This is a genomic window from Variovorax sp. V15 (assembly GCF_041154425.1).
Taxonomy (GTDB): domain Bacteria; phylum Pseudomonadota; class Gammaproteobacteria; order Burkholderiales; family Burkholderiaceae_C; genus Variovorax; species Variovorax guangxiensis.
Genome location: NZ_AP028659.1, coordinates 4821895 through 4843685 on the forward strand (window position 1 = coordinate 4821895; position 21791 = coordinate 4843685).

Here is a 21791-nt window from a genome sequence, read left to right on the forward strand (position 1 = left end):
TCAGGCCGCGGCCGTTGCCTTGACGGGAGTGCCCGAGGCCATGGCCTCGCCGCCCATCTTCACTGCCTTGACGATGTTCTGGTAGCCCGTGCAGCGGCACAGGTTGCCGTCGAGCAGTTCGCGGATCTCGGATTCGCTCGACTTGGGGTGGTGGGTGCACAGGTCGATGGCGCTCATGACCATGCCCGGGGTGCAGAAGCCGCACTGCAGGCCGTGGCACTCCTTGAAGGCCGCCTGCATGGGATGCATGGTGCCGTCGGCCTCGGCGATGCCCTCGATGGTGGTGATGTCGGCGCCGGCGGCCTGGGCCACCAGCACGTTGCACGACTTGACGGCCCGGCCGTTCACATGGACGGTGCAGGCGCCGCACTGGGCGGTGTCGCAGCCGACGTGGGTTCCGGTGAGATGGAGATGCTCGCGCAGAGCGTGTACGAGGAAGGTGTTGGGAGGAGCGTCGACCGTGACCTGGCGGCCGTTGACCTTGAAAGCGACCTGCATTTGGCTGTCTCCGTAAAAGGTGATGGCTGTTTCAGCGAAAGCATCTTGGATGCCGACCTTTGGCACTATCCTAGGCAAAACCCTTGACACTTGCACAGAGCGCGCGAAATTCTCAAAATGAAACAGCTTGCCATCCGGCGGGCCAGGAAAAGCCTGCATACATGCGCGAAAAACCACGATGTCTGTATCAATCGTTTCGCAGCCGCCTGAGCGTTCCCTGGCAATTGCCCAAGCCCGCCGCGAACTGATCGAAGGCGAGCCGGCGCCCCGCGCACGCGGCGCCGCCTGCATCGACTCGTGGATCACCCGCTCCTGGCAGCGCTGCATCGAGGCCGGCCGCCAGCCGCAGCAGCGCGTCAACTTCGATCCGGTGAGCCGCTCGGCCAGCATCGACATCGTCGAGCGCAACCGGGCGCTCGTCGCCGCGGCCCGGCCGGTGATAGAGCAGCTCTCCCGCGCTATCGCCGACACCCGCTATTTCGCCGTTCTCACCGATGCCCAGGGCATCGTGGTCGACGTGGGCAACCTGCCCGACGGCACCGATGCGGCGAGCCGCTACGCGCGCGATATCGCCCGCATCGGCGTCGATCTTTCGGAGCGCGCCATCGGCACCAGCGCCATCGGCACGGCGCTGGCCGAGCAGGAATCGGTATGGCTGCACCGCGGCGAGCACTTCTTCGACGACACCAGCGTCTACAGCTGCGCCGGAGCCCCGCTCTTCGGTCCCCGGGGCGACTGCATCGGCATGCTCGACCTGACCGGAGTGCACGTGGTGGAGCGCCCCGAGCTGCGCCACCTGGCGACCCTGTCGGCGCGCAACATAGAGAACATGCTGGTGATGCGCGAGCCCTGCGAGCTGCTGCTGCACCTGGCCTGGCCGGGCAGTTCGGGCGGCGAGGCCACCGAGGGGCTGCTGTGCATCGACGCCGTGGGCAACGTGACGGGCGCCAACGCGGCGGCACGTCAGATGCTGCACCAGCCGCTGTCGCGCAGCGAGCACGCCCTGAACTTCAACGATCTGTTCGCCCTGCCACTTCACATGATGTTCGACGCGGCCCGCCGCGGCGACGCCGTGCTCGAGGTGCCGCTGTGGTCCGGCCTGCGGGTGCAGGTGCGGCCGCGGCGCGGCGGCAGCAAAGGCCCGTCCGCCACCTCCCTTTCCACCGACAGCCGGCCGAGGCTGCGCGACGTGGAGACCGCGCTGATCCGCAAGGCGGTGGCCGATGCGCGCGGCAACGTGGCGGAGGCCGCGCGCACATTGGGCATCAGCCGGGCGACCGTCTACCGTAAGCTGTGGCGCGGGCGGCCTGCCGGGGCTCCGGACTGAAGCAGGCCCCGGCCGTTCAGCCTTCGTTCAGGCGCCGACCGGCACCTTGTCCAGGAAGCCCGTCACCGAACGCAGCTTGCCTGCGTCGACCTGAGCGAAGTCGGTACCCTGGATCAGGTCTTCGGCACCGCTCGGTCCCAGCGTCCACGAGAAGCGCAGATGGTCGCCGTGCGAATCGGCCTTGCCCAGCAGGTTGAAGCGGAAGCCCGGGTAGCGCTGGTGAACCGCGCCGACCAGCGCGCTGATCTGCTCGTGCCCGCTGGCCTGCGCGATCGGGTCGACGTAATGCGCGTCGGCGGTCCAGCCGGCCTCGATCAGCGCGGCGCGGCGGGCCGCGTCGGTCTCGTTCCAGACAGCGATGTAGCGTTGGGCAATGGTGGTGGCATCGTGTGCAGCGGTGTTCATGGTGACCATTCCTTTGGTGGTTTCCGGCCCGCAACATCGCGGGGTGAAGGAATGGTCGCGCCGCACGCGATCCGGGTCGATGACCTCTCGGGTCATGGAATGCGGCTGCCGGAGGCCACCCTCCCCCACCGCTCCTCGCGATCACATGGCGTCGAGGGGAAAGACCGGCCGGTGCACCTTGCCGAACGGGAACAGGCTGTAGTCAGAACTGGTGACACCGGGGCTGTCGCACTCCACCAGTGCGGCGGAGAGCGGCTCGAACACCGGCCGGCAGTACATGCGCGACTTGAGCAGCAGGAAGCGCTCCTTGCGCGGATCGAGCCCCGCGCACTCGAAGACGCCGATGTCCCACGGCTCCTGCGTGCGCTCGGTCACCACGATGCGCGCCGCGCCCGTGTCGAAGAGCACCGTGCGTCCCATGCTGCTGCGCTGGCCGGTGTAGGTAGGGCCGGTGATGACGTACTCGCCGTTGGAGATGATGCGCACCGTGCCCGTCAGCAGCACCGGCGTTTTCTCCAGCCCGATGCCCGCGAGCGAGACCTTGTTGCCCAGCGCCACCGTCACTTGCGCGCCCTCGCCGGCCGCGACGAGCTGCGCCACCGCCTCGGGGTCGCACAGCGGACCGACGCCGATGCCGTGCAGCCCCTGCGCCAGCGCTTCCTGCAGCACGTCCATGGTGTCGCAGCTTCCGCCCGACATGCAGTTGTCGCCATGATCGAGCAGCAGCACCGGGCGCGTCGCGCTCTCGGCAATCAGCTTCGCACGCGCGACCGACTCCGCCAGCGGCTCGCTGCGGTAGACGAAGGACTCGCGCTGTGCCCACATCTGCGCCGCGATGCGGTCGGCCGTGGCCTGCGCGCGTTCGGGCGAATGCGCATCGACGGCGATCACGCTCATGCACGGTGCCTCGATGTCCGACAGCGAGAAGCCCGCGAGGATCGACACCGCCAGCGACTCCGCCTTTTCGGCTTCGCGCGCCGCCTCGATGGCCTGCTTCATCGCGCCGGTGAAGGAGGCGCTGCGCAGCGTGTGCGCCATCAGCGGCAGCCGGTGCCAGCGCATGTGCGGCCTGCTGCGCCCCGCGAGCATGTCGAGGAGCAGCCGCCCGGCATGCTCGCCGGTTTCGTACATGTCGACGTGCGGGTAGGTCTTGAAGCCGACGATCACGTTCGCGTTCTCCACCATCGCTGGTGTGACGTTGGCATGCAGGTCGAGCGCCACGCCGATGGGCACGCCCGGCGCCGCCGCACGAAGGCGCACCAGCAGGTCGCCTTCGCCGTCGGCGCTGTTGTGCGCGACCATCGCGCCGTGCAGGTCGAGCAGGATGGCGTCGCAGCCCGGGGCCGCATCGACGATGCATTGCGTCAGCTGCGTGTAGGCCTGCGCGTCGACCGGCCCGCTCGGGTTGGCCGAGGCCGACACCGGCGTGACCACCGTCGCGCCCGCCGCTTCGGCAAGGTCGATGAAGGCCGACATCGCGGTGCGCATGCCCTTGTTGTCGCGGTAGGCCTGTTCGCCGAAGGTCGGGCCGTCGGGCCCGAAGGCCGAGAGCGGCGTGGGCACGGGCGAGAAGGTATTGGTCTCGTGGTTCAGACGCGCGATCAGCACCTTCATTGCGCCACTCCCGCGCTGCGCAGCATCGCCTGCAGCAGCACGTTGCAGCCGGCCTCCAGGTGATCGGGCTGCGCGTCCTCGATCTCGTTGTGGCTGATGCCGTCGCGGCAGGGCACGAAGATCATCGCCGTGGGGCACACGCGCGCGAGGTACACCGCGTCGTGGCCCGCGCCGCTGATCACGTTCATCCAGCTCAGGCCCTGCGCCTGCGCGGCATCGCGCACGGCCGACACCAGCCCGGGCGTGAAGGGCTGCGGCGGGAAGTACACGACCTGCTCCACCGACATCTCGACCCTGGCCTTCGCGGCGATGCGCTGCACGGTTTCCTTCAGCGCGGCGTCCAGCGCCGACAGCACCGTGTCATCGGCCGCGCGCAGGTCGACGCTGAGCTTCACCCGGCCCGGGATCACGTTGCGCGAGTTCGGGTACGCGTCGATCCAGCCGACGGTGCCGCGCGCATGCGGCGCATGGGCCAGCGCGATGCGGTTGACCTCGATCACGAGTTCGGAGGCGGCCAGCAGCGCGTCCTTGCGCAGCGCCATCGGCGTGGGGCCGGCATGGGCCTCCATGCCCTGCACCACCACGTCGTACCAGCGCTGGCCCAGCGCCCCTTCGACCACGCCGATGACGCGCTCGCTGGCTTCGAGCACCGGACCCTGCTCGATGTGCGCCTCGAAGTACGCCCCCACCGGCGACGCTGCCGCCGAGACGGGTGCGCTGCCCGCATAGCCGATGGCAGCCAGAGCGTCGGAGACGCTGATGCCGTCGTTGTCGCGCTGCGCCAGCGCATGCTCCAGCGTGAAGGCGCCGGCGAACACACCCGAGCCCATCATCACCGGCACGAAGCGCGAGCCTTCCTCGTTGGTCCACACCGCCACCTCGAGCGGCGCTTCGGTCTGAACCCCGGCGTCGTTCAGGGTGCGGATCACCTCCAGCCCGGCGAGCACGCCGTAGTTGCCGTCGAACTTGCCGCCCGTGGGCTGCGTGTCGATGTGGCTGCCCGTGGAGACGGGCGGCAGCGCGTCGTTGCGCCCGGCACGGCGCGCGAAGATGTTGCCGATGGCGTCCACGCGCACCTCGCAGCCCGCCTCGCGCGCCCAGCGCGAGAACAGGTCGCGGCCCTGGCGGTCGAGGTCGGTCAGCGCGATGCGGCAGACGCCGCCTTTCTCGGTGGCGCCGAGCTTCGCCAGTTCCATCAGCGAGTTCCAGAGCCGGCGGCCGTCGATGCGGAGTTCGTTGTGAGAGTTCTTCATGGCTTTCGAAACGGTTGATGTGGAGAGCGCTCAGGCGAGCCCCACGCCCAGGTAGCGGTCTTTCACTTCGTGGTCGGCCATGAAGTCGGCATTGCCGGCCTCGTGCACGATCACGCCTTGCTCCACGATGTAGTGGCGGTCGGCCAGCTGCACGCAGACTTCCAGGTTCTGCTCGACCAGCAGGATCGCCACGCCGGCGGCCTTGATGGTCTTGAGCTGCGCGACGATCTCTTCCACGATCACCGGCGCCAGGCCTTCGACCGGCTCGTCGAGGATCAGCAGGCGCGGGTGGTTCATCAGCGCCCGGCCGATGGCCAGCATCTGCTGCTCGCCGCCCGAGAGCTGCCCGCCGCCGTTGCGCCGGCGTTCCTTCAGGCGCGGGAAGATGCGGTAGATGTCGTCCAGCTGCCAGGGCGACTGGCGGCGCAGGCCGAGCAGCAGGTTCTCTTCCACCGTCAGCAGCTTGAAGATGCCGCGGTGCTCGGGCACCAGGCACACGCCGCGCGTGGCGATGCGGTGCGCGGGCATGCCCGCGATGTCGGCGCCCTGGAAGCGCACGCGTCCGCTTGTGGGCGTGACCGCGCCGGCAATGCTCTTGAGCGTGGTCGACTTGCCGGCGCCGTTGCGCCCCAGCAGCGTGACCAGCTCGGCCTCGCCCACGGTCATCGACACGCCCTGCAGCACATGGCTCTTGCCGTAGTGGGCATGCAGCTTCTCGACTTCGAGGATGTTCATGCCTTGCCTCCCGTGATCATGTTGCCCAGGTAGGCGGTGCGCACGCGCGCGTCGGCGCGGATGTCTCCCGGAAGCCCCTCGGCCAGCACGCGGCCCAGCTGCATCACGGTCACGGTGTCGGAGATGTCCATCACGATGTTCATGTTGTGCTCGATGAGGACCACGGTGTGCGCGTCGCGCAGGCCGCGGATCAGCTGCTTCATGTCGTCGAGGTCGTCGATACCCATGCCCGATGTCGGCTCGTCGAGGAAGATCGCCTTCGGCCTCGCCGCAAGCGCCATGCCCACTTCGAGCCGGCGCTGCTGGCCGTGCGAGAGCTCGGCGGCCGGCGTGTTCGCCAGCCGCTCCAGCCCGATGCGCTGCAGCACTTCGTCGACGATTTGGGTGCAGGCCAGTTCGCCGACCGGCGCGCGCCAGCAGTTCATGGCCTGGCGCGGCGAAACGCCCTGCGCCGCCACGCGCAGGTTCTCACGCACCGGAAGGCTCAGGAACAGCGCGGTGACCTGGAAGGAACGTGCCATGCCTCGCTGCACGCGCTTGTGGTCGGGCTCGCGCGTCACGTCGTGGCCGTCGAACAGGATGCGCCCGCCGGTGGTCATGCCGGTGCCGGTGAGCATGTGGAACAGCGTGGTCTTGCCCGCGCCGTTGGGGCCGATCACCGAATGCACCGTGTTGCGCCGGATCTTCAGGTCGACCCCGCCGAGCGCCGCGAACTTGCCGTAGTGCTTGGTGACGCCGACGGCTTCGATGAGAACGTCGCTCATGCTTTTTCTCCTTGGGCGGCAGGCGAGACAGGGTCGGCCGGCGCCTTGCGGAAGATGTGCTTCCACGCGCTCTCGCCCAAGCCCCAGAGCCCGCGCTGCATGCCGATGCTCACGCCGATCAGCAGCACCCCCAGCAGCAGCAGCCAGCGTGGCCACAGCGTGGAGAGCCAGTCGGCCAGCAGCACGTAGAAGGCCGAGCCCAGCACCGAGGCGAAGAGGTTGCCGGTGCCGCCGATCACGGTGATGACCAGGATCATCTCGCTCGTGTGGTACTCGGCGTTCGACAGCGGCGCGATGCCGGTCATCATCGCGTGCAGCCCGCCCGCGAGGCCGGTGACGGCACCCGAGATGACGAAGGCCAGCAGCTTGAAGCGCTTGAGGTCGTAGCCCACCGCGGCGGCACGGTCCTCGTTGTCGCGGATGGCCAGCAGCGTGCGGCCGAAGACCGAATCGGTCACGCGCAGCAGCAGGCCGAAGGCGACGAGGAACACCACGGCCACGAAGGCGTAGTACTTCCAGGGCGTGTCCATGAAGCCGGGGCGCGGCACGTCGAGCAGGCCGTTGTCGCCACCGGTGAGGCCGGTGGCGGTGTAGGCGATGAAATAGAACATCTGCGCGAAGGCCAGCGTGAGCATCACGAAGTAGGTGCCGCGCTGGCGGATGGCAACCCAGCCCACCACCGCCGCCCCGAGCGCACCCATCGCCACGGCGGCGAGCAGCGCCAGCGGCATCGGCAGGCTCAGCCGCGTGAGCAGGATGGCGATGGTGTAGCTGCCCAGCCCGAAGAAGATGCCCTGCCCGAAGGAGAGCAGCCCCGTGTAGCCCAGCAGCAGGTTGCAGCCCAGCGCGGCCAGCGCGTAGATCAGCACCTCGCTGGCGAGCGAGCCCGAACTCAGCGCCAGCGGCAGGCCCAGCACCGCGATCAGCGCCAGGAGGAAAGTGATTTTTCTCGGCATGGCGTGTCCGTTCATGCTTTGCGGCCGAGCAGGCCATGCGGGCGCAACAGCAGCACGGCCGCCATCGCGATGTAGATCATCAGGCTCGCCCCCGGTGGCCAGATCGTGCTCATGAGGCTCTGCACGATGCCGATGAGCAGGCCGCCCACGAGCGCGCCACCGAAGCTGCCGAGCCCGCCGATCACCACGACCACGAAGGCCACGGCCAGCGCCTCGACACCCATGAAGGGCTCGGCCCCGCGGATCGGCGCGGCCAGCACGCCGGCCAGCGCCGCCGTGGCCGCTCCGAGCGCGAACACCAGGCTGAACACGCGGAACACGTTGATGCCGAGCAGCGACACCATCTCGGTCGACTCGCTGCCCGCGCGCACCGCGCTGCCCAGGCGCGTGCCCTCGAGCACCCACCACAGCAGCACCGCGAGCACGGCCGTGAAGCCGATCACGAAAAGCCGGTACTTCGGATAGACGAACGAGCCCCACATCACCACGCCCTGCAGCAGGTCGGGCGTGGCGACGCTGTTGCCCAGCGGGCCCCAGAACACGATCACCATCTCCTGCACAGCGAGCGCGAGGCCCACGGTGACGAGGATGTGGAACTCGTGCGCCTTGGCGTAGACGCGGCGCAACAGCAGCTTCTCGGACAGCCAGCCCAGCGCGCCCACGAAGAGCGGCACGAGCACCAGCGCGAGCCAGAAGTCCAGGCCCCATTGCATGGCCTGGAAGCAGAGGTAAGCGCCCAGCAGGTAGAAGGCCCCGTGCGCGAAGTTCACGAAGCGCAGCAGGCCGAACACGATGGACAGGCCGACCGCCAGCAGGAAATACAGCATGCCGATGCCGATTCCGTTGATGGTCTGGAGCAGGTAGACGGACATGGGCGAGTCGGTGTCCCTGTTGCTTCCTCAGGCCAGCTTGCAGCCGGTCTTGTCGACGGGGAGGAAGGACTTGCCGGAGCTCACCACGTCGACGTAGTCCGCGGGGTTCGCCATCTTCGACTTGGCCTTGCCCTTGAGCAGGTAGTAGTCCTTGACGACCTGGTGGTCGGCCTTGCGGATCTCCTCGCTGCCGGTGAGGCCGTCGAACTTCATGCCCTCGAGCGCGGCGATCACCGCCTTCTGGTCGACCGAGCCGGCCTTCACGATGCCGTCGATCAGGATCTTGGTGCAGATGTACGAGCCGGCGAGGCTGTAGTTGGGCACGATCTTGAGCTTGTCGGCGGTGCGCTTCACCAGGTCCTTGTTGAGCGGCGTGTCGGCCGTGTGCCAGTACTGCGCGCCGAAGTAGACGCCGTCGCACAGGTCGGCGCCGAGTTCGTCGAACTGCTCCAGGCCCGAGGCCCAGGCCATGAGGATCGTCATGTTCTTGTGCATGCCGAAGCTCACCGCCTGGCGCAGCGCGGCGGACGACTGGGCACCGAAGTTCAGCAGCAGCAGCACGTCGGGCTTGGCGGCCATGGCGTTGGTGAGGTAGCCGCTGAATTCCTTCTCGGTGAGCGAGTGGTAGCTGTTGCCCACGTGCTCGATGCCCTTCTCCTGGAAGATGGTCTTGGCGGCGCTCAGCAGGCCGTCGCCGAACACGTACTGCGGCGTGATGGTGTACCAGCGCTTGGCCTTCGGCATGCTGGCGATCAGCGGGCGCACCGTCTGCTCGATGGCGCCGAAGGTGGGCACCGACCAGCGGAAGGTGGCGGGGTTGCAGTCCTTGCCGGTGATCTCGTCGGCGCCCGCGGTGGTGATGAACAGGCCGCCGGCCTTCTCGGCCTCCTTGCCCATGGCCAGCGCCTCCGACGACAGGATGCCGCCCGCGAAGAACTTCGCGCCCTGCTGTTGCGAGGCTTCCTGCACCTTGCGCACGGCAGTGGCCGGCTTGCCTTCGGTGTCGAGCACCGTGTAGGCCAGCGGACGCTTCAGCACGCTGCCGTACTGCTCGATGGCCAGCTTCATGCCCAGGTCGGCGAACTTGCCGTTGGCCGCGAACGCGCCCGACATCGGGACCGGGCAGCCGAATCGGATCGCGTCGGCCGACTGGGCGAAGGCGGCGCGGCCGCCCAGGAGCGAGGCGGGGGCAGCCGAGAGGGCGGCCAGCTGAAGAAGTTGTCTGCGTTGCATGAGTTCTCCGGTCGTTGGTGGGGAAGAAAGAAAGGGAACCAAGGGAAACGGGTGCCTGCGATTGCCGGCGAATTTAAGCGGATAAATTGGATTAATATGCTGGTAAAAACCCGCTAGCAAGCCCTGTGCCCAAGACCAGACCAATCCCCCGCACGGCGCCGTTTAAGATCGCGCGCTGTTGCGCATCCCGCGCATCTCCCGATGGGCATGGAGCGTTTCAATGAGAGTGGGGCAGAACCGTCCTAAGCGGCAGAAGCTCTCGGACGTCATCGTCGAAGACGTCAAGCGCTGGATCGTTGCGGAGCGCAAGCAGCCCGGCGACCGGCTACCGAACGAGAAGGAACTGATCGAGCTCTTCGGCTATTCGAAGAGCACCGTGCGCGAGGCGCTCAAGGCGCTGGAGGTGCGCGGCCTGATCTCCATCCGCACCGGGCCCGGCGGCGGTGCCTACCTGCAGCAGGTGTCGGTGGAGCACGCGTCGGAGCCGCTGCGCAACTTCCTGCACTTCCACCATCTCGACGGCCATCACATCTACCAGCTGCGCAAGGCGCTGGAGCCCGAGCTGGCCGTGAGCGTGGTGGGCAAGCTGACGCCCGAGCAGTTCGAGAAGCTGGAAGAAAACGTCAGGCTGTGCACGGTCGAGCCGACCAGCGAGGACGAACTGCGCATCCAGCGCGAGGCCGAACTCGCCTTCCACACCATGCTGGCGGAGAGCTGCCCCAATCCGGTGCTCTCCTTCATGTGCCGCTTTCTCAACGATCTGCTGCGCGACCTCGTGGTCTACAAGAAGGCGCTCGACCATCACCACTTCGGCGAGGCGAACGTCGACTATCACACGCAGCTTCTCGCGGCCTACCGCAGGGAAGACGCCGACGAGGTGCGCCGCCTGATGACCGAGCACATGGTCGACGCCGAGCAGCACATGCACGAGATGGAGGCGCACATCGGCGCCAGGCACCTGCTGCTGCCGAGCGGGCAGCGCTGAGCTTTCGCCGACTTCTTCTACTTCCGGTGCGCCTGCTCCAGGCACTCCTGGAACGCCAGCACCGCCCGCGACGGCTTCGGCGAACGCCGCAGCAGGCTCACGAAGCGGCACGCGTAGTTGAAACGCGCCGGCAGCACCGCCTTCATGAGCCCGCGCTCCTCGAACACCTGCGCGTAGTGGTCGGGCAGGAAGCCCAGGAAGCGCCCCGAGAGGATCAGCGTCGCGATCGCCTCCTGGTCGAAGCCCGTGGCCATGCGCGACAGCTTCGCGCGGTGGCTCAGCTCCATGTTGGGCGAGTGGTAGCCCAGCCCCGCGAAATGGTGCTCGCGCAGCCGAGCCCAGGTGAGCTTGTCGTGGCTCACGCCGAAGAGCGGATGCCCCGCGCCGCAGTAAAGCAGCATGGTCTCGTCGAACAGGTCGGCATACACCAGGCTCTTGGATGCGCGGTGCGCCGGGATGATGCCGATCTGGAAGTTGCCCTCCAGCACGCCCTGCTCGATGGCGTTGATCGAGCCCACGTGCACCGCCAGCCGCACCTCGGGCGCGATCTCGGTGAAGCGCGCGATGGCATCGCCGATGCGCGCCTGCGGGTTGGTCGCCGTCTTGTCGAACAGCGCTACGTCGAGCTGTCCGCCCATGCGGTTGTGGATGTCGTCGATGCTGCCGCGGAAGGCGTCGACCGAGGCCAGCAGGCGCAGCGTCTCGTCGTACACGCGCTGCCCCTCGGCGGTGAGCGCGAAGCCCGCCCTGCCCCGCCGGCACAGCACCAACCCCAAGCGGGTTTCCAGGTCCTTCACATGGCGGCTCACGGTGGAGGTGCCGATGTTCAGCTCCAGCTCGGCGGCCGCCATGCCGCCGCAGTCGACCACGCTCCTGAACACCTTGAGCAGGCGCAGGTCCATGTCGCTGAGCTGCCCCAGCACGGCGCGGTTGCGGGTGCCGGAGGCACCATTCCGGGCTTTCGCCTTTACTTGCATGAAACGTCAAGTGAACATTGATATTGCGCCATTCTCCACACTGAATGGCTTGCGAACAATCGGCGCATCCCTTCACCTCCGGAGCCCGCCGCGCGCGGGAATCGACATGACCCTCGCAGCAGCCCCTGCCCTCGAATCCGCATCGGCCGTGCGCACCGACGCCGCCTGGCTCGACGCGCACTGGATGCCCTACACCGGCAACCGCAACTTCAAGGCCGATCCGCGCATCGTCGTGGAAGCCAAGGGCGCCTACTTCACCGACTCCGAAGGCCGCAAGATCTTCGACGGCCTCTCGGGCCTGTGGTGCTCCGGCCTGGGCCACGGCCGCCCCGAGATCACCGAGGCGGTGAGCCGCCAGATCGCCAAGCTCGACTACTCGCCCGCCTTCCAGTTCGGCCATCCGCTCTCGTTCGAGCTGGCCAACAAGATCAAGGAGATGACGCCCGCCGGCCTCGACTACGTCTTCTTCACCGGCTCGGGCTCGGAAGCCGCCGACACTTCGCTGAAGCTGGCGCGCGCCTACTGGCGCACCAAGGGCCAGGCCAGCAAGACCCGCCTGATCGGCCGCGAGAAGGGCTACCACGGCGTCAACTACGGCGGCATCTCGGTCGGCGGCATCGCGGCCAACCGCAAGCTCTTCGGCCAGGGCGTGGAGGCCGACCACCTGCCGCACACGCAGCTCGCCTCGAACGCCTTCACGCGCGGCATGGCCGACAACGGCGTCGAACTGGCCGACCGCCTGCTCGACATCATCGCGCTGCACGACGCATCGAACATCGCGGCCGTGATCGTCGAGCCCTTCGCGGGCTCGGCCGGCGTGGTGATCCCGCCCAAGGGATACCTCAAGCGCCTGCGCGAGATCTGCACCGCCAACAACATCCTCTTGATCTTCGACGAGGTCATCACCGGCTTCGGCCGCTGCGGCGCGCTCACCGGCGCCGAGGCCTTCGGCGTGACGCCCGACATCATGAACATCGCCAAGCAGATCACCAACGGCGCGCAGCCCATGGGCGCGGTGGTGGCCAGCAAGGACATCTACGACACCTTCATGGCGGCGGGCGGCCCCGACTACATGCTCGAGTTCCCGCACGGCTACACCTACAGCGCGCACCCGGTGGCCTGCGCCGCCGGCATCGCCGCGCTCGACGTGCTGAAGAAAGAAGACATGATCGGCCGCGTGCAGGCATTGGCGCCGCACTTCGAGAACGCAGTGCACAGCCTGAAGGGCAGCAAGCACGTGACCGACATCCGCAACTACGGCCTGGCCGCCGGCCTGACCATCGCCGCCCTGCCGGGCGAGCCCGCGCGGCGCCCGTACGAGATCGCGATGAACTGCTGGAAGAAGGGCTTCTACGTGCGCTACGGCGGCGACACCATCCAGCTCGCCCCACCCTTCATCGCGGAGAAGGCCGAGATCGACCGCATGGTGAACGCGCTGGCGGACGCGCTGGCCGAGACAGCCTGAGCCTTTAGCGTTAACTCGCCGGCAGGCGACGGCCCTGCAGCGGCACGGTCCTACACCCCGGCGGCCCGCGGATTCCCAGAATCTGCCGGGCTGCCGATGACAACGCTCCAAACAGACATCCCCGCCCGCCTCGACCGCCTGCCGTGGTCGCGCTGGCACTGGCGCGTGGTCATCGCGCTTGGCGTGGCCTGGGTGCTCGACGGGCTGGAGGTCACGCTGGTGGGCTCCATCGGCGCGGTGCTGGAGCGGCCCGACACGCTCGGGCTCACTGCCGGCGAGATCGGGCTGTCGGGCTCGGTGTATGTCGCGGGCGCGGTGCTCGGCGCCCTGCTCTTCGGCCGGATGACCGACCGGCTCGGGCGCAAGAAGCTCTTTCTCATCACGCTCGCGGTCTACACCGTCGGCACGCTGGCGACGGCCTTCTCGCCGAACTTCGCCTTCTTCGCGCTGTGCCGGTTCATCACCGGGCTGGGCATCGGCGGGGAGTACGCGGCCATCAACTCGGCCATCGACGAACTGATTCCGGCGCGCGTGCGCGGGCGCGTGAATCTCGCGATCAACGGCAGCTTCTGGATCGGTGCCGCGCTGGGTGCGGCGCTCAGCCTCGTGCTGCTCGACGCGCGCGTGATCGGGCCGGTGTGGGGGTGGCGCGCCGGCTTCGCGCTGGGGGCGGTGCTGGCGGTAGCCATCCTGCTGGTGCGGCGCCACGTGCCCGAGAGTCCGCGGTGGCTGGTGGCGCACGGGCGGGCCGACGAGGCGAAGCGCATCGTCGATCGCATCGAAGCCGAGGTCGAGGCGCAGCACGGCCCGCTGCCCGCGCCGCAGGGCTTCGTCGTGAACTACACGGCCGCGCGCCCGAACAGCCCGCCGATGCGCCAAGTGGCCCGGGTGCTGTTTCAGCGCTACCCGCAGCGCAGCGTGGTCGCGCTGGCGCTGATGATTTCGCAGGCCTTCTTCTACAACGCGATCTTCTTCACCTACGCGCTCGTGCTCACCCGCTTCTACGCCGTGCCCGAAGGCAACGTGGCGCTGTACATCTTTCCGTTCGCGCTGGGCAACGTGCTCGGGCCGCTGCTGCTGGGGCCGCTGTTCGACACCGTAGGCCGGCGCCGGATGATCGCGGCGACCTATGTGCTCGCGGGCATCGGCCTCGCGCTCACGGGCTGGGCGTTCATGCAGGGCTGGCTCGACGCGCGCGGGCAGGCGTTGTGCTGGTCGGCGGTGTTCTTTCTGGCGTCGGCCGCGGCGAGTTCGGCGTACCTCACGGTGAGCGAGGTGTTTCCGCTGGAGATGCGCGCGATCGCCATCGCCATCTTCTACGCGGTGGGCATGGGCGCGGGCGGCTTCGCCGCGCCGCTGCTGTTCGGCCTGCTGATCGAGACCGGCAGCCGCGGCGCGGTGATGGTGGGCTACTGCATCGGCGCGGGGCTGGTCATCGTGGCGGGGCTGCTGGCGCTGCGCCATGCGGCCGACGCGGAACGCAAGCCGCTGGAGGAAGTGGCGCCGCCTCTGGCCTCCGAGGCCGGCGGGGAGCGCTGAGTGCCCTGACGCCGGGTCAGAGAGCGCAGGTCCGGAAGCCGAAGAAGCCGTCGTCGCGCTCCGGCAGCGCGAAGCCGCGGCGGCGCAGCGACCGCAAACGGGCACGTGTCGCGAACGAAGCGCCGCGCAGCACGCGCGCCCGGCCGAAGGCAGCGGCCGGATCGAACTCGGTGCCCGCGCTCCACGGATCGGCCCGGTAGCCGGGCCAGGGCTGCAGGGTGCCCGAAGTCCACTCGTGCACGTCGGCCCAGCGGAAGCCGCGGCGCGCCGCCGTATGGGCGGCGATCTCCCATTCGACCTCGGTCGCCACGCGACGGCCGGCCCAGCGCGCCCAGGCGTCGGCCTCCCACCAGCTCAGGTGCACGGCGCTGTGATGGCCGGCCGCGCGCACGGTGGCACCAAAGCGCTGCTGCAGCACCGAGCCGCCCGTGCCGTTGCGCGCCGCGCCGATCTGCTCGATGTGGCGCGGCCCGCGCCGTCCCTCGATCTGCGCCGAGAGCCAGCGCCAACCTTCGCCGTGCCAGAGCTCTTCGCGGTCGTAGCCGCCGTCCTCGACGAATTCGACGTACTGGTTCCAGGTGACGGGCTGGGCGTCGATCTCGAATTCGGGCACGTCCACCCGGTGCGCCGCGCGCTCCTGCGCGAAGGCGAAGCCGCTTTCGGGCATGCCCAGCTCCCAGCGCGTGGCCGGCAGCAGCAGCGGCTCGCGCGTGACGGCGATGGGCGCCTGCTCGACGCCCAGGGGCAGACCCAGCGTCTGCGCCATCACCACGAACTGCTCGCCGCGCATGTCTTCGTGAAACAGCGCGAGACGGTAGAAGTAGAGGCCGGCGTCGGTCTCGGCGGCGTTGTCGAGCAGTTCGAGGGTGCTTTCCAGGGTGTCCAGCAGGTAGGCCTTGGTCTGCGCGAGGTCGGGCAGGTCGGCGATGCCGTGCTCCCGCGCCTGGGGCAGCCGCTGCAGGCTCCACCAGTCGTCCGCGCCCGGCTCGATGGACGCCAGCCGCGTCGGGCGCAGCGGGCACTCGTCGCCGAACGCGCGTTGCGTGTTGCGCCCGATCCACCATTCGGCGAACCAGCCGATGTAGCCGGCAAGCCACACCGGCGGCACCACATCGGGCATCGGCTCCACGCGCATGTCCCGGCCCAGGGCCTGTTCAAAGAGGGACAGGAGGTGCAAGGTGTGGTTGCGCGCGTCGATCAGCGCCAGCGACAGCATGTCGCGGCCGGCCTTGCTCATGTCGGGGGAGTCGATGGACTGGGGCGTTGCCGCAGCCGGGGCCGGTGGTGGGCGCGGTGTCTGGGCCATCAGCCATTATGACCACGCCTCCATCCTCGGGTACGCCCCGAAACGACACTTTCGATTACACCTATAAAATCCGCTCCGCCTCATGCACCCGACCCGCCGGCGCACAACGCCGGTGCGTCGGGTGCGCTCGTATATGGAGGCAATCCAATACAAAAATGGAGATGTGATGCAAGGCTTGCTGAAGCTTTCCCGGGCCATCGACTGGCTCAACGCCCAGGTGGGCAAATACGCGATCTGGCTGATCCTGGCCGCGACGGTGATCAGCGCGCTGAATGCCGTCGTGCGCAAGGTGCTCAATACCAGTTCGAACGCGTTCCTCGAAGTGCAGTGGTATCTGTTCGCCTGGTCGTTCCTCATCGCCGCCGGCTTCACGCTGCTGCACCGGGAGCACGTGCGCATCGACGTGGTCAACAGCCGTCTGTCCAAGCGCAAGCAGGTCTGGATCGACATCATCGGCTTCGCGTTCTTCCTGACCCCGCTGTGCCTGACGGTGCTCTACCTTTCGGTGCCGGTCGTCATCCAGATGTATCAGTCGGGCGAAATGTCCGGCAACTCGGGCGGCCTGATCCGCTGGCCCGTGTGGGCGGCACTGCCGGCCGGCTTCACGCTGCTGCTGCTGCAGGGCTGGTCGGAACTCATCAAGCGCATCGCCTTCCTGCGCGGCCAGGGCCCCGACCCCATGGGCCGGCTGACCGACAAGACGGCCGAGGCCGAGCTGATCGAGGCCCTGCGCCTGCAGGCCGAAAAGGACGCCGCCCAAGCCGCGGCCGAAGCGGGCACCGCGCCCAAGCCACAGCACTGAACAGGCGAGCACCGGAACACCATGGAATTCATCGTCGCCAACTTCGCCCCGATCATGTTCGCGGGGCTGATCTGCTTCCTGCTACTAGGCTTCCCGGTCGCTTTCAGCCTCGGCGCCTGCGGCCTGTTCTTCGGATTCGTCGGCATCGAGCTCGGCGTGTTCCAGCCTTCGGTGATGGCCTGGCTGCCCCAGCGGTTGATCGGCATCATGGCCAACGACACGCTGCTGGCCGTGCCGTTCTTCACGCTCATGGGGCTCATCCTCGAGCGAAGCGGCATGGCCGAGGACCTGCTCGACACGGTCGGCCAGGTCTTCGGCCCGATGCGCGGCGGCCTCGCCCTGGCGGTGATCTTCGTCGGCGCGCTGCTCGCGGCCACCACCGGCGTGGTGGCGGCCTCGGTGATCTCGATGGGCCTGATCTCGCTGCCCATCATGCTGCGCTACGGCTACGACCGGCGGCTCACCAGCGGCGTCATCGCCGCCTCGGGCACGCTGGCGCAGATCATCCCGCCCTCGCTGGTGCTGATCATCATGGCCGACCAGCTCGGCAAGAGCGTCGGCGACATGTACAAGGGCGCCTTCCTGCCCGGCTTCATGCTGATGGGCCTGTATGTGCTGTACGTCGTGTTCCTCGCGATCTTCAAGCCCGCGCAGGTGCCCGCGCTGCCGCCCGAGGCGCGCACCTTCCGCGAGCCCAACGGCAGCGGCGGCTATGCCTCGCTGGTCGGCATCACGGCGCTGTCTGCCGTGGTGGCTGTCGTGCTGGCGCGCAACATGGAGGCCGTGCACACCTGGTTCCAGGGCGAGCCCGTCACCTTCGTCGCCACCGACGAGAAGGTCGTGGTCGCCATGTGCGGCGGCGTGTTCGTGGCGCTGGTGATCGCGCTGATCAACAAGGGCCTGAAGCTCAACCTGCTGTCCCGGCTGGCCGAGCGCGTGACCTTCGTGCTCATCCCGCCGCTGCTGCTCATCTTCCTGGTTCTGGGCACCATCTTCCTGGGCGTCGCGACGCCCACCGAAGGCGGCGCGATGGGCGCCGTCGGCGCGCTGATCATGGCCTGGATCCGCCGGCGCATGAACATGCCGCTGCTCAAGCAGGCCCTGGCCTCGACCACCAAGCTGTCGAGCTTCGTGATGTTCATCCTGATCGGTGCCACGGTGTTCAGCCTGGTCTTCCAGGCCGCCGACGGCCCGATCTGGGTCGAGCACCTGCTGTCGGCCCTGCCCGGCGGCCCTGTGGGCTTCCTGATCGCGGTGAACGTGCTGGTGTTCTTCCTGGCCTTCTTCCTCGACTACTTCGAGCTCTCGTTCATCGTCGTGCCGCTGCTGGCGCCGGTGGCCCACAAGCTGGGCATCGACCTGATCTGGTTCGGCGTGCTGCTCGCGGTGAACATGCAGACCTCTTTCATGCACCCGCCGTTCGGCTTCGCCCTCTTCTTCCTGCGCTCCGTGGCCCCCGACAAGCAGTACGTCGACCGCGTGACGCAGAAGGTCATGGAGCCGGTGACCACGATGCAGATCTACAGGGGCGCCATTCCCTTCGTGCTGATCCAGCTCACCATGGTGGGCGTGCTCATCGCGTTTCCGCAGATCGTGACGGGCAGCCTCGACAAGGAGGTCAAGGTCAACCTCGACGACATCGGTGCGCAGATGCGCGAAAGCCTGCAGCCCGAGAACGATGCGACGCCAGCCGACCCCTACGGCGGCACGCCCGAGCCCACGCCGGGGGCGGAGCCCGCACCGGGCGCCGAACCCGCGGCACCCGGCGCCACGGAAGGCGCCGCACCTTCGCCCGCCCCGGCGGAAAGCGGCGCCAGCGACGACCCCATGAAGGCGATGCAGGACGCGCTCAAGCAGCAACAGCCGCCGCAAAAGCCCTGAACGCCGTGCCTCGCGCTCGCGCGGGGCGAACAGCAAAAAGGCCGGCCCGTTCGCACGGGCCGGCCTTTTTTTGCGTGAACCGCGGCAGGATCAGATCTTGACGGTGTTCATGTACTGGTTGAACGGGTACTCCGAGAAGCGGTTCCACAGGATCTGGTCGCGCTGGAACGCACGCATGTCCTGGTGGATCTTCTTGAACTCGGGCGACTTGGCTTCGTGCTCGGCGAAGACGGCCATGCAGGCCTTGAAGCCTGCGTCCATCACGTCCTTCGGGAACGGCTTGAGCTGCGTCTTGGCGGCCACGAGGCGCTTGAGCGCCACCGGGTTGTAGGCGTCGTACTTGGCGATCATGTCGCGCGCGGCGACCTTGGTGGCCGCGTCGAGGATGGCCTTGTTCTCGTCCGACAGCTTGGCGAAGGCCTTGTTGTTGATGAAGAACTCGAGGTCGGCGCCGCCTTCCCACCAGCCGGGGTAGTAGTAGTACGGTGCCACCTTGTTGAAGCCCAGCTTCTCGTCGTCGTAGGGACCGACGAACTCGGCGGCGTCCAGAGTGCCCTTCTCGAGCGCCTGGTACACGTCGCCGGCCGGCATGTTCTGCGACACCACGCCCAGCTTGGCCATCGCCTCGCCGAACACGCCGCCGCCCATGCGCATCTTCAGGCCCTTGAGGTCGTTGACCGTCTTGATTTCCTTGCGGTACCAGCCGCCCATCTGCGTGCCGGTGTTGCCGGCGCTGGCGGTGCGGAAGTTGTACTGCGCGAAGAAGGCGTCGAGCAGCTTGCGGCCGTTGCCGTATTCCTTCCACGAATCGGTCTGGCGTGCGGTCAGGCCGAAGGGCACTGCGCAGCTGAACGCGAAGATCGGATCCTTGCCGGTGAAGTAGTAGGCGGCGGTCTGCGCCATTTCGAGCGTGTCGCCCTGCAGAGCGTCGACCACGCCGAAGGCGGGCATCAGTTCGCCGGCGGGGTGCACCGAGATTTCGAACTTGCCGCCGGACAAGGCCTTGACGGTCTTGGACAGCATTTCGGCGCTGCCGAAAATCGTGTCGAGCGAACGGGGAAAGCTCGACGCCAGGCGCCAGCGCACTGCGGTCTGCGCGTGGACGGCGGGCGCGATGCCGGCGGCCAAAACGCCGGCGATGCCGGCGTTTTTGATGAGGGAACGACGATCCATTGAATTCACTCCGGGTTCTTTTAGAAAAACGAAACGCGGCTTGTGACCGCGTTGGGGACTTTTGGGTAAGTCTTCTTGATTGTAAAAAGCGCTTACACGTGTTCGGCCGGGGTTTACCCTGCGACTCTGGCTGCGTCGGCGTGGGTGCTGCCGGATACGAAGCGCTCGCGGATCGACGCCTCGATGCCGATCGCGTCCAACCCGATGGAGGCAAGCAGCCTGGCCGGATCGCCATGCTCGATGAAGCGGTCGGGCAGGCCCAGCTGCAGCACCGGCTTCTGCACGCCGGCGGCCTGCAGCGCCTCGAGCACCGCACTGCCCGCGCCGCCCATGATCGCGCCCTCTTCCAGCGTCACGATGGCATCGTGCGTGCCCGCGACCTTCAGCAGCAGCTCGACATCGAGCGGCTTGGCCCAGCGCATGTTGACCACGGTTGCATCGAGCGACTCGGCCGCCGTGAGCGCCGGGTACAGCAGCGTGCCGAAGGCGAGGATGGCGATGCCCTTGCCCTCGCGGCGGATCTCGCCCTTGCCGAAGGGCAGCGCGTCGAGCGTGAGATGCGGCGCCGCGCCGGCACCCGAGCCGCGCGGATAGCGCACCGCCACAGGGTGGTTCTGCTCGTAGGCGCTCGTCAGCAGCTGGCGGGTTTCGCGCTCGTCGGCCGGGCAGGCGATGCTCATGTTCGGAATGCAGCGCAGGAACGGGATGTCATAGGCGCCCGCATGCGTCGCGCCGTCGGCACCGACGAGGCCCGCGCGGTCGAGCGCGAAGACCACCGGCAGGTTCTGGATCGCCACGTCGTGGATCAGCTGATCGTAGGCGCGCTGCAGGAAGGTCGAGTAGATCGCGACCACCGGCTTCAGCCCCTCGCAGGCCAGCCCAGCGGCGAAGGTCACGGCGTGCTGCTCGGCGATGCCGACGTCGTAGTAGCGGTCGGGGAAGCGCTTCTCGAACTCCACGAGCCCCGAGCCCTCGCGCATCGCGGGCGTGATGCCCACCAGCCGGCCGTCCGCGGCGGCGGTGTCGCACAGCCACTGGCCGAACACCTGCGTGAAGGTCTGCTTGGGCGCCGAAGCCGGCTTGACCAGCCCGACCTGCGGATCGAACTTGCCGGGGCCGTGGTAGGCCACCGGGTCGGCCTCGGCCAGCTTGTAGCCCTGGCCCTTCTTCGTGACCACGTGCAGGAACTGCGGGCCGTCGAGGTGCCTGAGGTTCTCCAGTGTGGGCACCAGCGAATCGATGTCGTGGCCGTCGATGGGGCCCACGTAGTTGAAGCCGAACTGCTCGAACAGCGTGGCCGGCACCACCATGCCCTTGGCATGCTGCTCGAGTCGCTTGGCCAGTTCGAACAGCGGCGGCGCATTGCGCAGCACGCTCTTGCCGACGTTCTTGGCGGCGGCGTAGAAGTTGCCGCTCATCAGCTGCGCGAGGTAGCGGTTGAGCGCACCCACCGGCGGGCTGATCGACATGTCGTTGTCGTTCAGGATCACCAGCAGCTTGCAGTCGCACACGCCCGCGTTGTTCAGCGCCTCGAAGGCCATGCCGGCCGTGAGCGCGCCGTCGCCGATGATGGCCACCGTGTGGCGGTCCTCGCCCTTCTGCTTGGCGGCCATGGCCATGCCGAGGGCGGCCGAGATGCTGGTCGACGAGTGGGCGGTACCGAAGGTGTCGTACTCGCTCTCGGTGCGCTGCGGAAAGCCCGAGATGCCGCCGATCTGCCGCAGCGTGGGCATGCGCTCGCGCCGCCCCGTGAGGATCTTGTGCGGATAGGTCTGGTGGCCCACGTCCCACACCAGCCGGTCGTGCGGCGTGTTGAACACGTGGTGCAGCGCGACCGTCAGTTCCACCGTGCCCAGGTTCGAGCTCAGGTGGCCGCCGGTGCGGGAGACGTTGTCGAGCACGCAGGCGCGCACCTCGTCGGACAGCTGGCGCAGCTGGGCCCGGTCGTATTTGCGGATGGGCGAAGGGTCGTGGAGTGTGGGAAGCAGCGGAGCAGCCATGGGGGA

The 21791-nt window shown here is 68.1% G+C and carries 19 protein-coding genes; 6 read left to right on the forward strand and 13 right to left on the reverse strand.

All coding sequences use genetic code 11. The features are described 5' to 3' along the window. Complete coding sequence (locus ACAM57_RS22905) at window positions 1–498, reverse strand: (2Fe-2S)-binding protein (protein ID WP_126022897.1); 498 nt, start codon at window positions 496–498, stop codon at window positions 1–3. A gap of 178 nt (window positions 499–676) precedes the next feature. Here ACAM57_RS22905 and ACAM57_RS22910 point away from each other — a divergent pair, with 178 nt between their 5' ends. Then, entirely contained in the window at window positions 677–1825 is a 1149-nt protein-coding gene (locus ACAM57_RS22910) for a helix-turn-helix domain-containing protein (RefSeq protein ID WP_126022896.1), read from the forward strand. Window positions 1826–1852: 27 nt separating this feature from the next. Here ACAM57_RS22910 and ACAM57_RS22915 read toward each other — a convergent pair whose 3' ends face one another. The 8 genes from ACAM57_RS22915 to ACAM57_RS22950 all read right to left on the reverse strand — a co-directional run bounded on the left by ACAM57_RS22915 (window position 1853) and on the right by ACAM57_RS22950 (window position 9657). Then, window positions 1853–2230, reverse strand: a complete 378-nt coding sequence (locus ACAM57_RS22915) for a nuclear transport factor 2 family protein (RefSeq protein ID WP_126022895.1) — start codon at window positions 2228–2230, stop codon at window positions 1853–1855. 141 nt (window positions 2231–2371) lie between these two features. Continuing rightward, window positions 2372–3844 carry a M81 family metallopeptidase gene (locus tag ACAM57_RS22920; RefSeq protein WP_369659053.1) on the reverse strand — a complete coding sequence of 491 codons (1473 nt, stop codon included), beginning with the start codon at window positions 3842–3844 and terminating at the stop codon, window positions 2372–2374. Continuing rightward, complete coding sequence (locus ACAM57_RS22925) at window positions 3841–5097, reverse strand: Zn-dependent hydrolase (RefSeq protein WP_369659054.1); 1257 nt, start codon at window positions 5095–5097, stop codon at window positions 3841–3843. The genes ACAM57_RS22920 and ACAM57_RS22925 overlap by 4 nt, the downstream gene beginning before the upstream one ends. A 30-nt stretch (window positions 5098–5127) precedes the next feature. After that, on the reverse strand, window positions 5128–5832 hold the full coding sequence (locus ACAM57_RS22930; RefSeq protein WP_126022892.1) for an ABC transporter ATP-binding protein: 705 nt from the start codon (window positions 5830–5832) through the stop codon (window positions 5128–5130). Beyond that, window positions 5829–6596: an ABC transporter ATP-binding protein gene (locus ACAM57_RS22935; protein ID WP_369659055.1), complete on the reverse strand. Its 768-nt coding sequence runs from the start codon at window positions 6594–6596 to the stop codon at window positions 5829–5831. Before ACAM57_RS22935 ends, ACAM57_RS22930 begins: the two co-directional genes overlap by 4 nt. Continuing rightward, window positions 6593–7552, reverse strand: a complete 960-nt coding sequence (locus tag ACAM57_RS22940) for a branched-chain amino acid ABC transporter permease (RefSeq protein ID WP_369659056.1) — start codon at window positions 7550–7552, stop codon at window positions 6593–6595. The genes ACAM57_RS22935 and ACAM57_RS22940 overlap by 4 nt, the downstream gene beginning before the upstream one ends. 11 nt (window positions 7553–7563) lie before the next feature. Next, a complete protein-coding gene (locus ACAM57_RS22945) occupies window positions 7564–8424 on the reverse strand; it encodes a branched-chain amino acid ABC transporter permease (RefSeq protein WP_369659057.1) in 861 nt (286 codons plus the stop codon). Window positions 8425–8451: 27 nt separating this feature from the next. Beyond that, complete coding sequence (locus ACAM57_RS22950; RefSeq protein ID WP_184635761.1) at window positions 8452–9657, reverse strand: ABC transporter substrate-binding protein; 1206 nt, start codon at window positions 9655–9657, stop codon at window positions 8452–8454. A gap of 220 nt (window positions 9658–9877) precedes the next feature. On the opposite strand from ACAM57_RS22950, the gene ACAM57_RS22955 reads away from it, so the two are divergent. Then, entirely contained in the window at window positions 9878–10642 is a 765-nt protein-coding gene (locus ACAM57_RS22955) for a FadR/GntR family transcriptional regulator (protein ID WP_126022887.1), read from the forward strand. A 17-nt stretch (window positions 10643–10659) separates the two neighbouring features. Here ACAM57_RS22955 and ACAM57_RS22960 read toward each other — a convergent pair whose 3' ends face one another. Then, window positions 10660–11619 carry a LysR family transcriptional regulator gene (locus ACAM57_RS22960; RefSeq protein WP_126022886.1) on the reverse strand — a complete coding sequence of 320 codons (960 nt, stop codon included), beginning with the start codon at window positions 11617–11619 and terminating at the stop codon, window positions 10660–10662. A gap of 106 nt (window positions 11620–11725) precedes the next feature. On the opposite strand from ACAM57_RS22960, the gene ACAM57_RS22965 reads away from it, so the two are divergent. Beyond that, window positions 11726–13084, forward strand: coding sequence for an aspartate aminotransferase family protein (locus ACAM57_RS22965; RefSeq protein WP_369659058.1), 1359 nt, complete (start codon window positions 11726–11728; stop codon window positions 13082–13084). 96 nt (window positions 13085–13180) lie between these two features. Next, on the forward strand, window positions 13181–14623 hold the full coding sequence (locus tag ACAM57_RS22970) for an MFS transporter (protein ID WP_369659059.1): 1443 nt from the start codon (window positions 13181–13183) through the stop codon (window positions 14621–14623). Between the two features lie 16 nt (window positions 14624–14639). Here ACAM57_RS22970 and ACAM57_RS22975 read toward each other — a convergent pair whose 3' ends face one another. Continuing rightward, complete coding sequence (locus ACAM57_RS22975) at window positions 14640–15860, reverse strand: SUMF1/EgtB/PvdO family nonheme iron enzyme (protein WP_240650684.1); 1221 nt, start codon at window positions 15858–15860, stop codon at window positions 14640–14642. A 235-nt stretch (window positions 15861–16095) separates the two neighbouring features. Between ACAM57_RS22975 and ACAM57_RS22980 the strand changes: the two genes are divergently transcribed. Together ACAM57_RS22980 and ACAM57_RS22985 are read left to right on the forward strand one after the other, a co-directional pair. Then, complete coding sequence (locus tag ACAM57_RS22980; RefSeq protein ID WP_126022871.1) at window positions 16096–16731, forward strand: TRAP transporter small permease subunit; 636 nt, start codon at window positions 16096–16098, stop codon at window positions 16729–16731. 21 nt (window positions 16732–16752) lie between these two features. Continuing rightward, window positions 16753–18612, forward strand: coding sequence for a TRAP transporter large permease subunit (locus tag ACAM57_RS22985; protein ID WP_369659060.1), 1860 nt, complete (start codon window positions 16753–16755; stop codon window positions 18610–18612). A gap of 90 nt (window positions 18613–18702) precedes the next feature. Here the strand turns inward: ACAM57_RS22985 and ACAM57_RS22990 are convergent, their stop codons facing one another. Further along, window positions 18703–19785 (reverse strand): TRAP transporter substrate-binding protein, encoded by a 1083-nt coding sequence (locus ACAM57_RS22990; RefSeq protein WP_369659061.1) that lies wholly within the window; start codon window positions 19783–19785, stop codon window positions 18703–18705. Between the two features lie 113 nt (window positions 19786–19898). Then, complete coding sequence (dxs, locus tag ACAM57_RS22995; protein ID WP_369659062.1) at window positions 19899–21785, reverse strand: 1-deoxy-D-xylulose-5-phosphate synthase; 1887 nt, start codon at window positions 21783–21785, stop codon at window positions 19899–19901. Window positions 21786–21791 lie beyond the last annotated feature (6 nt).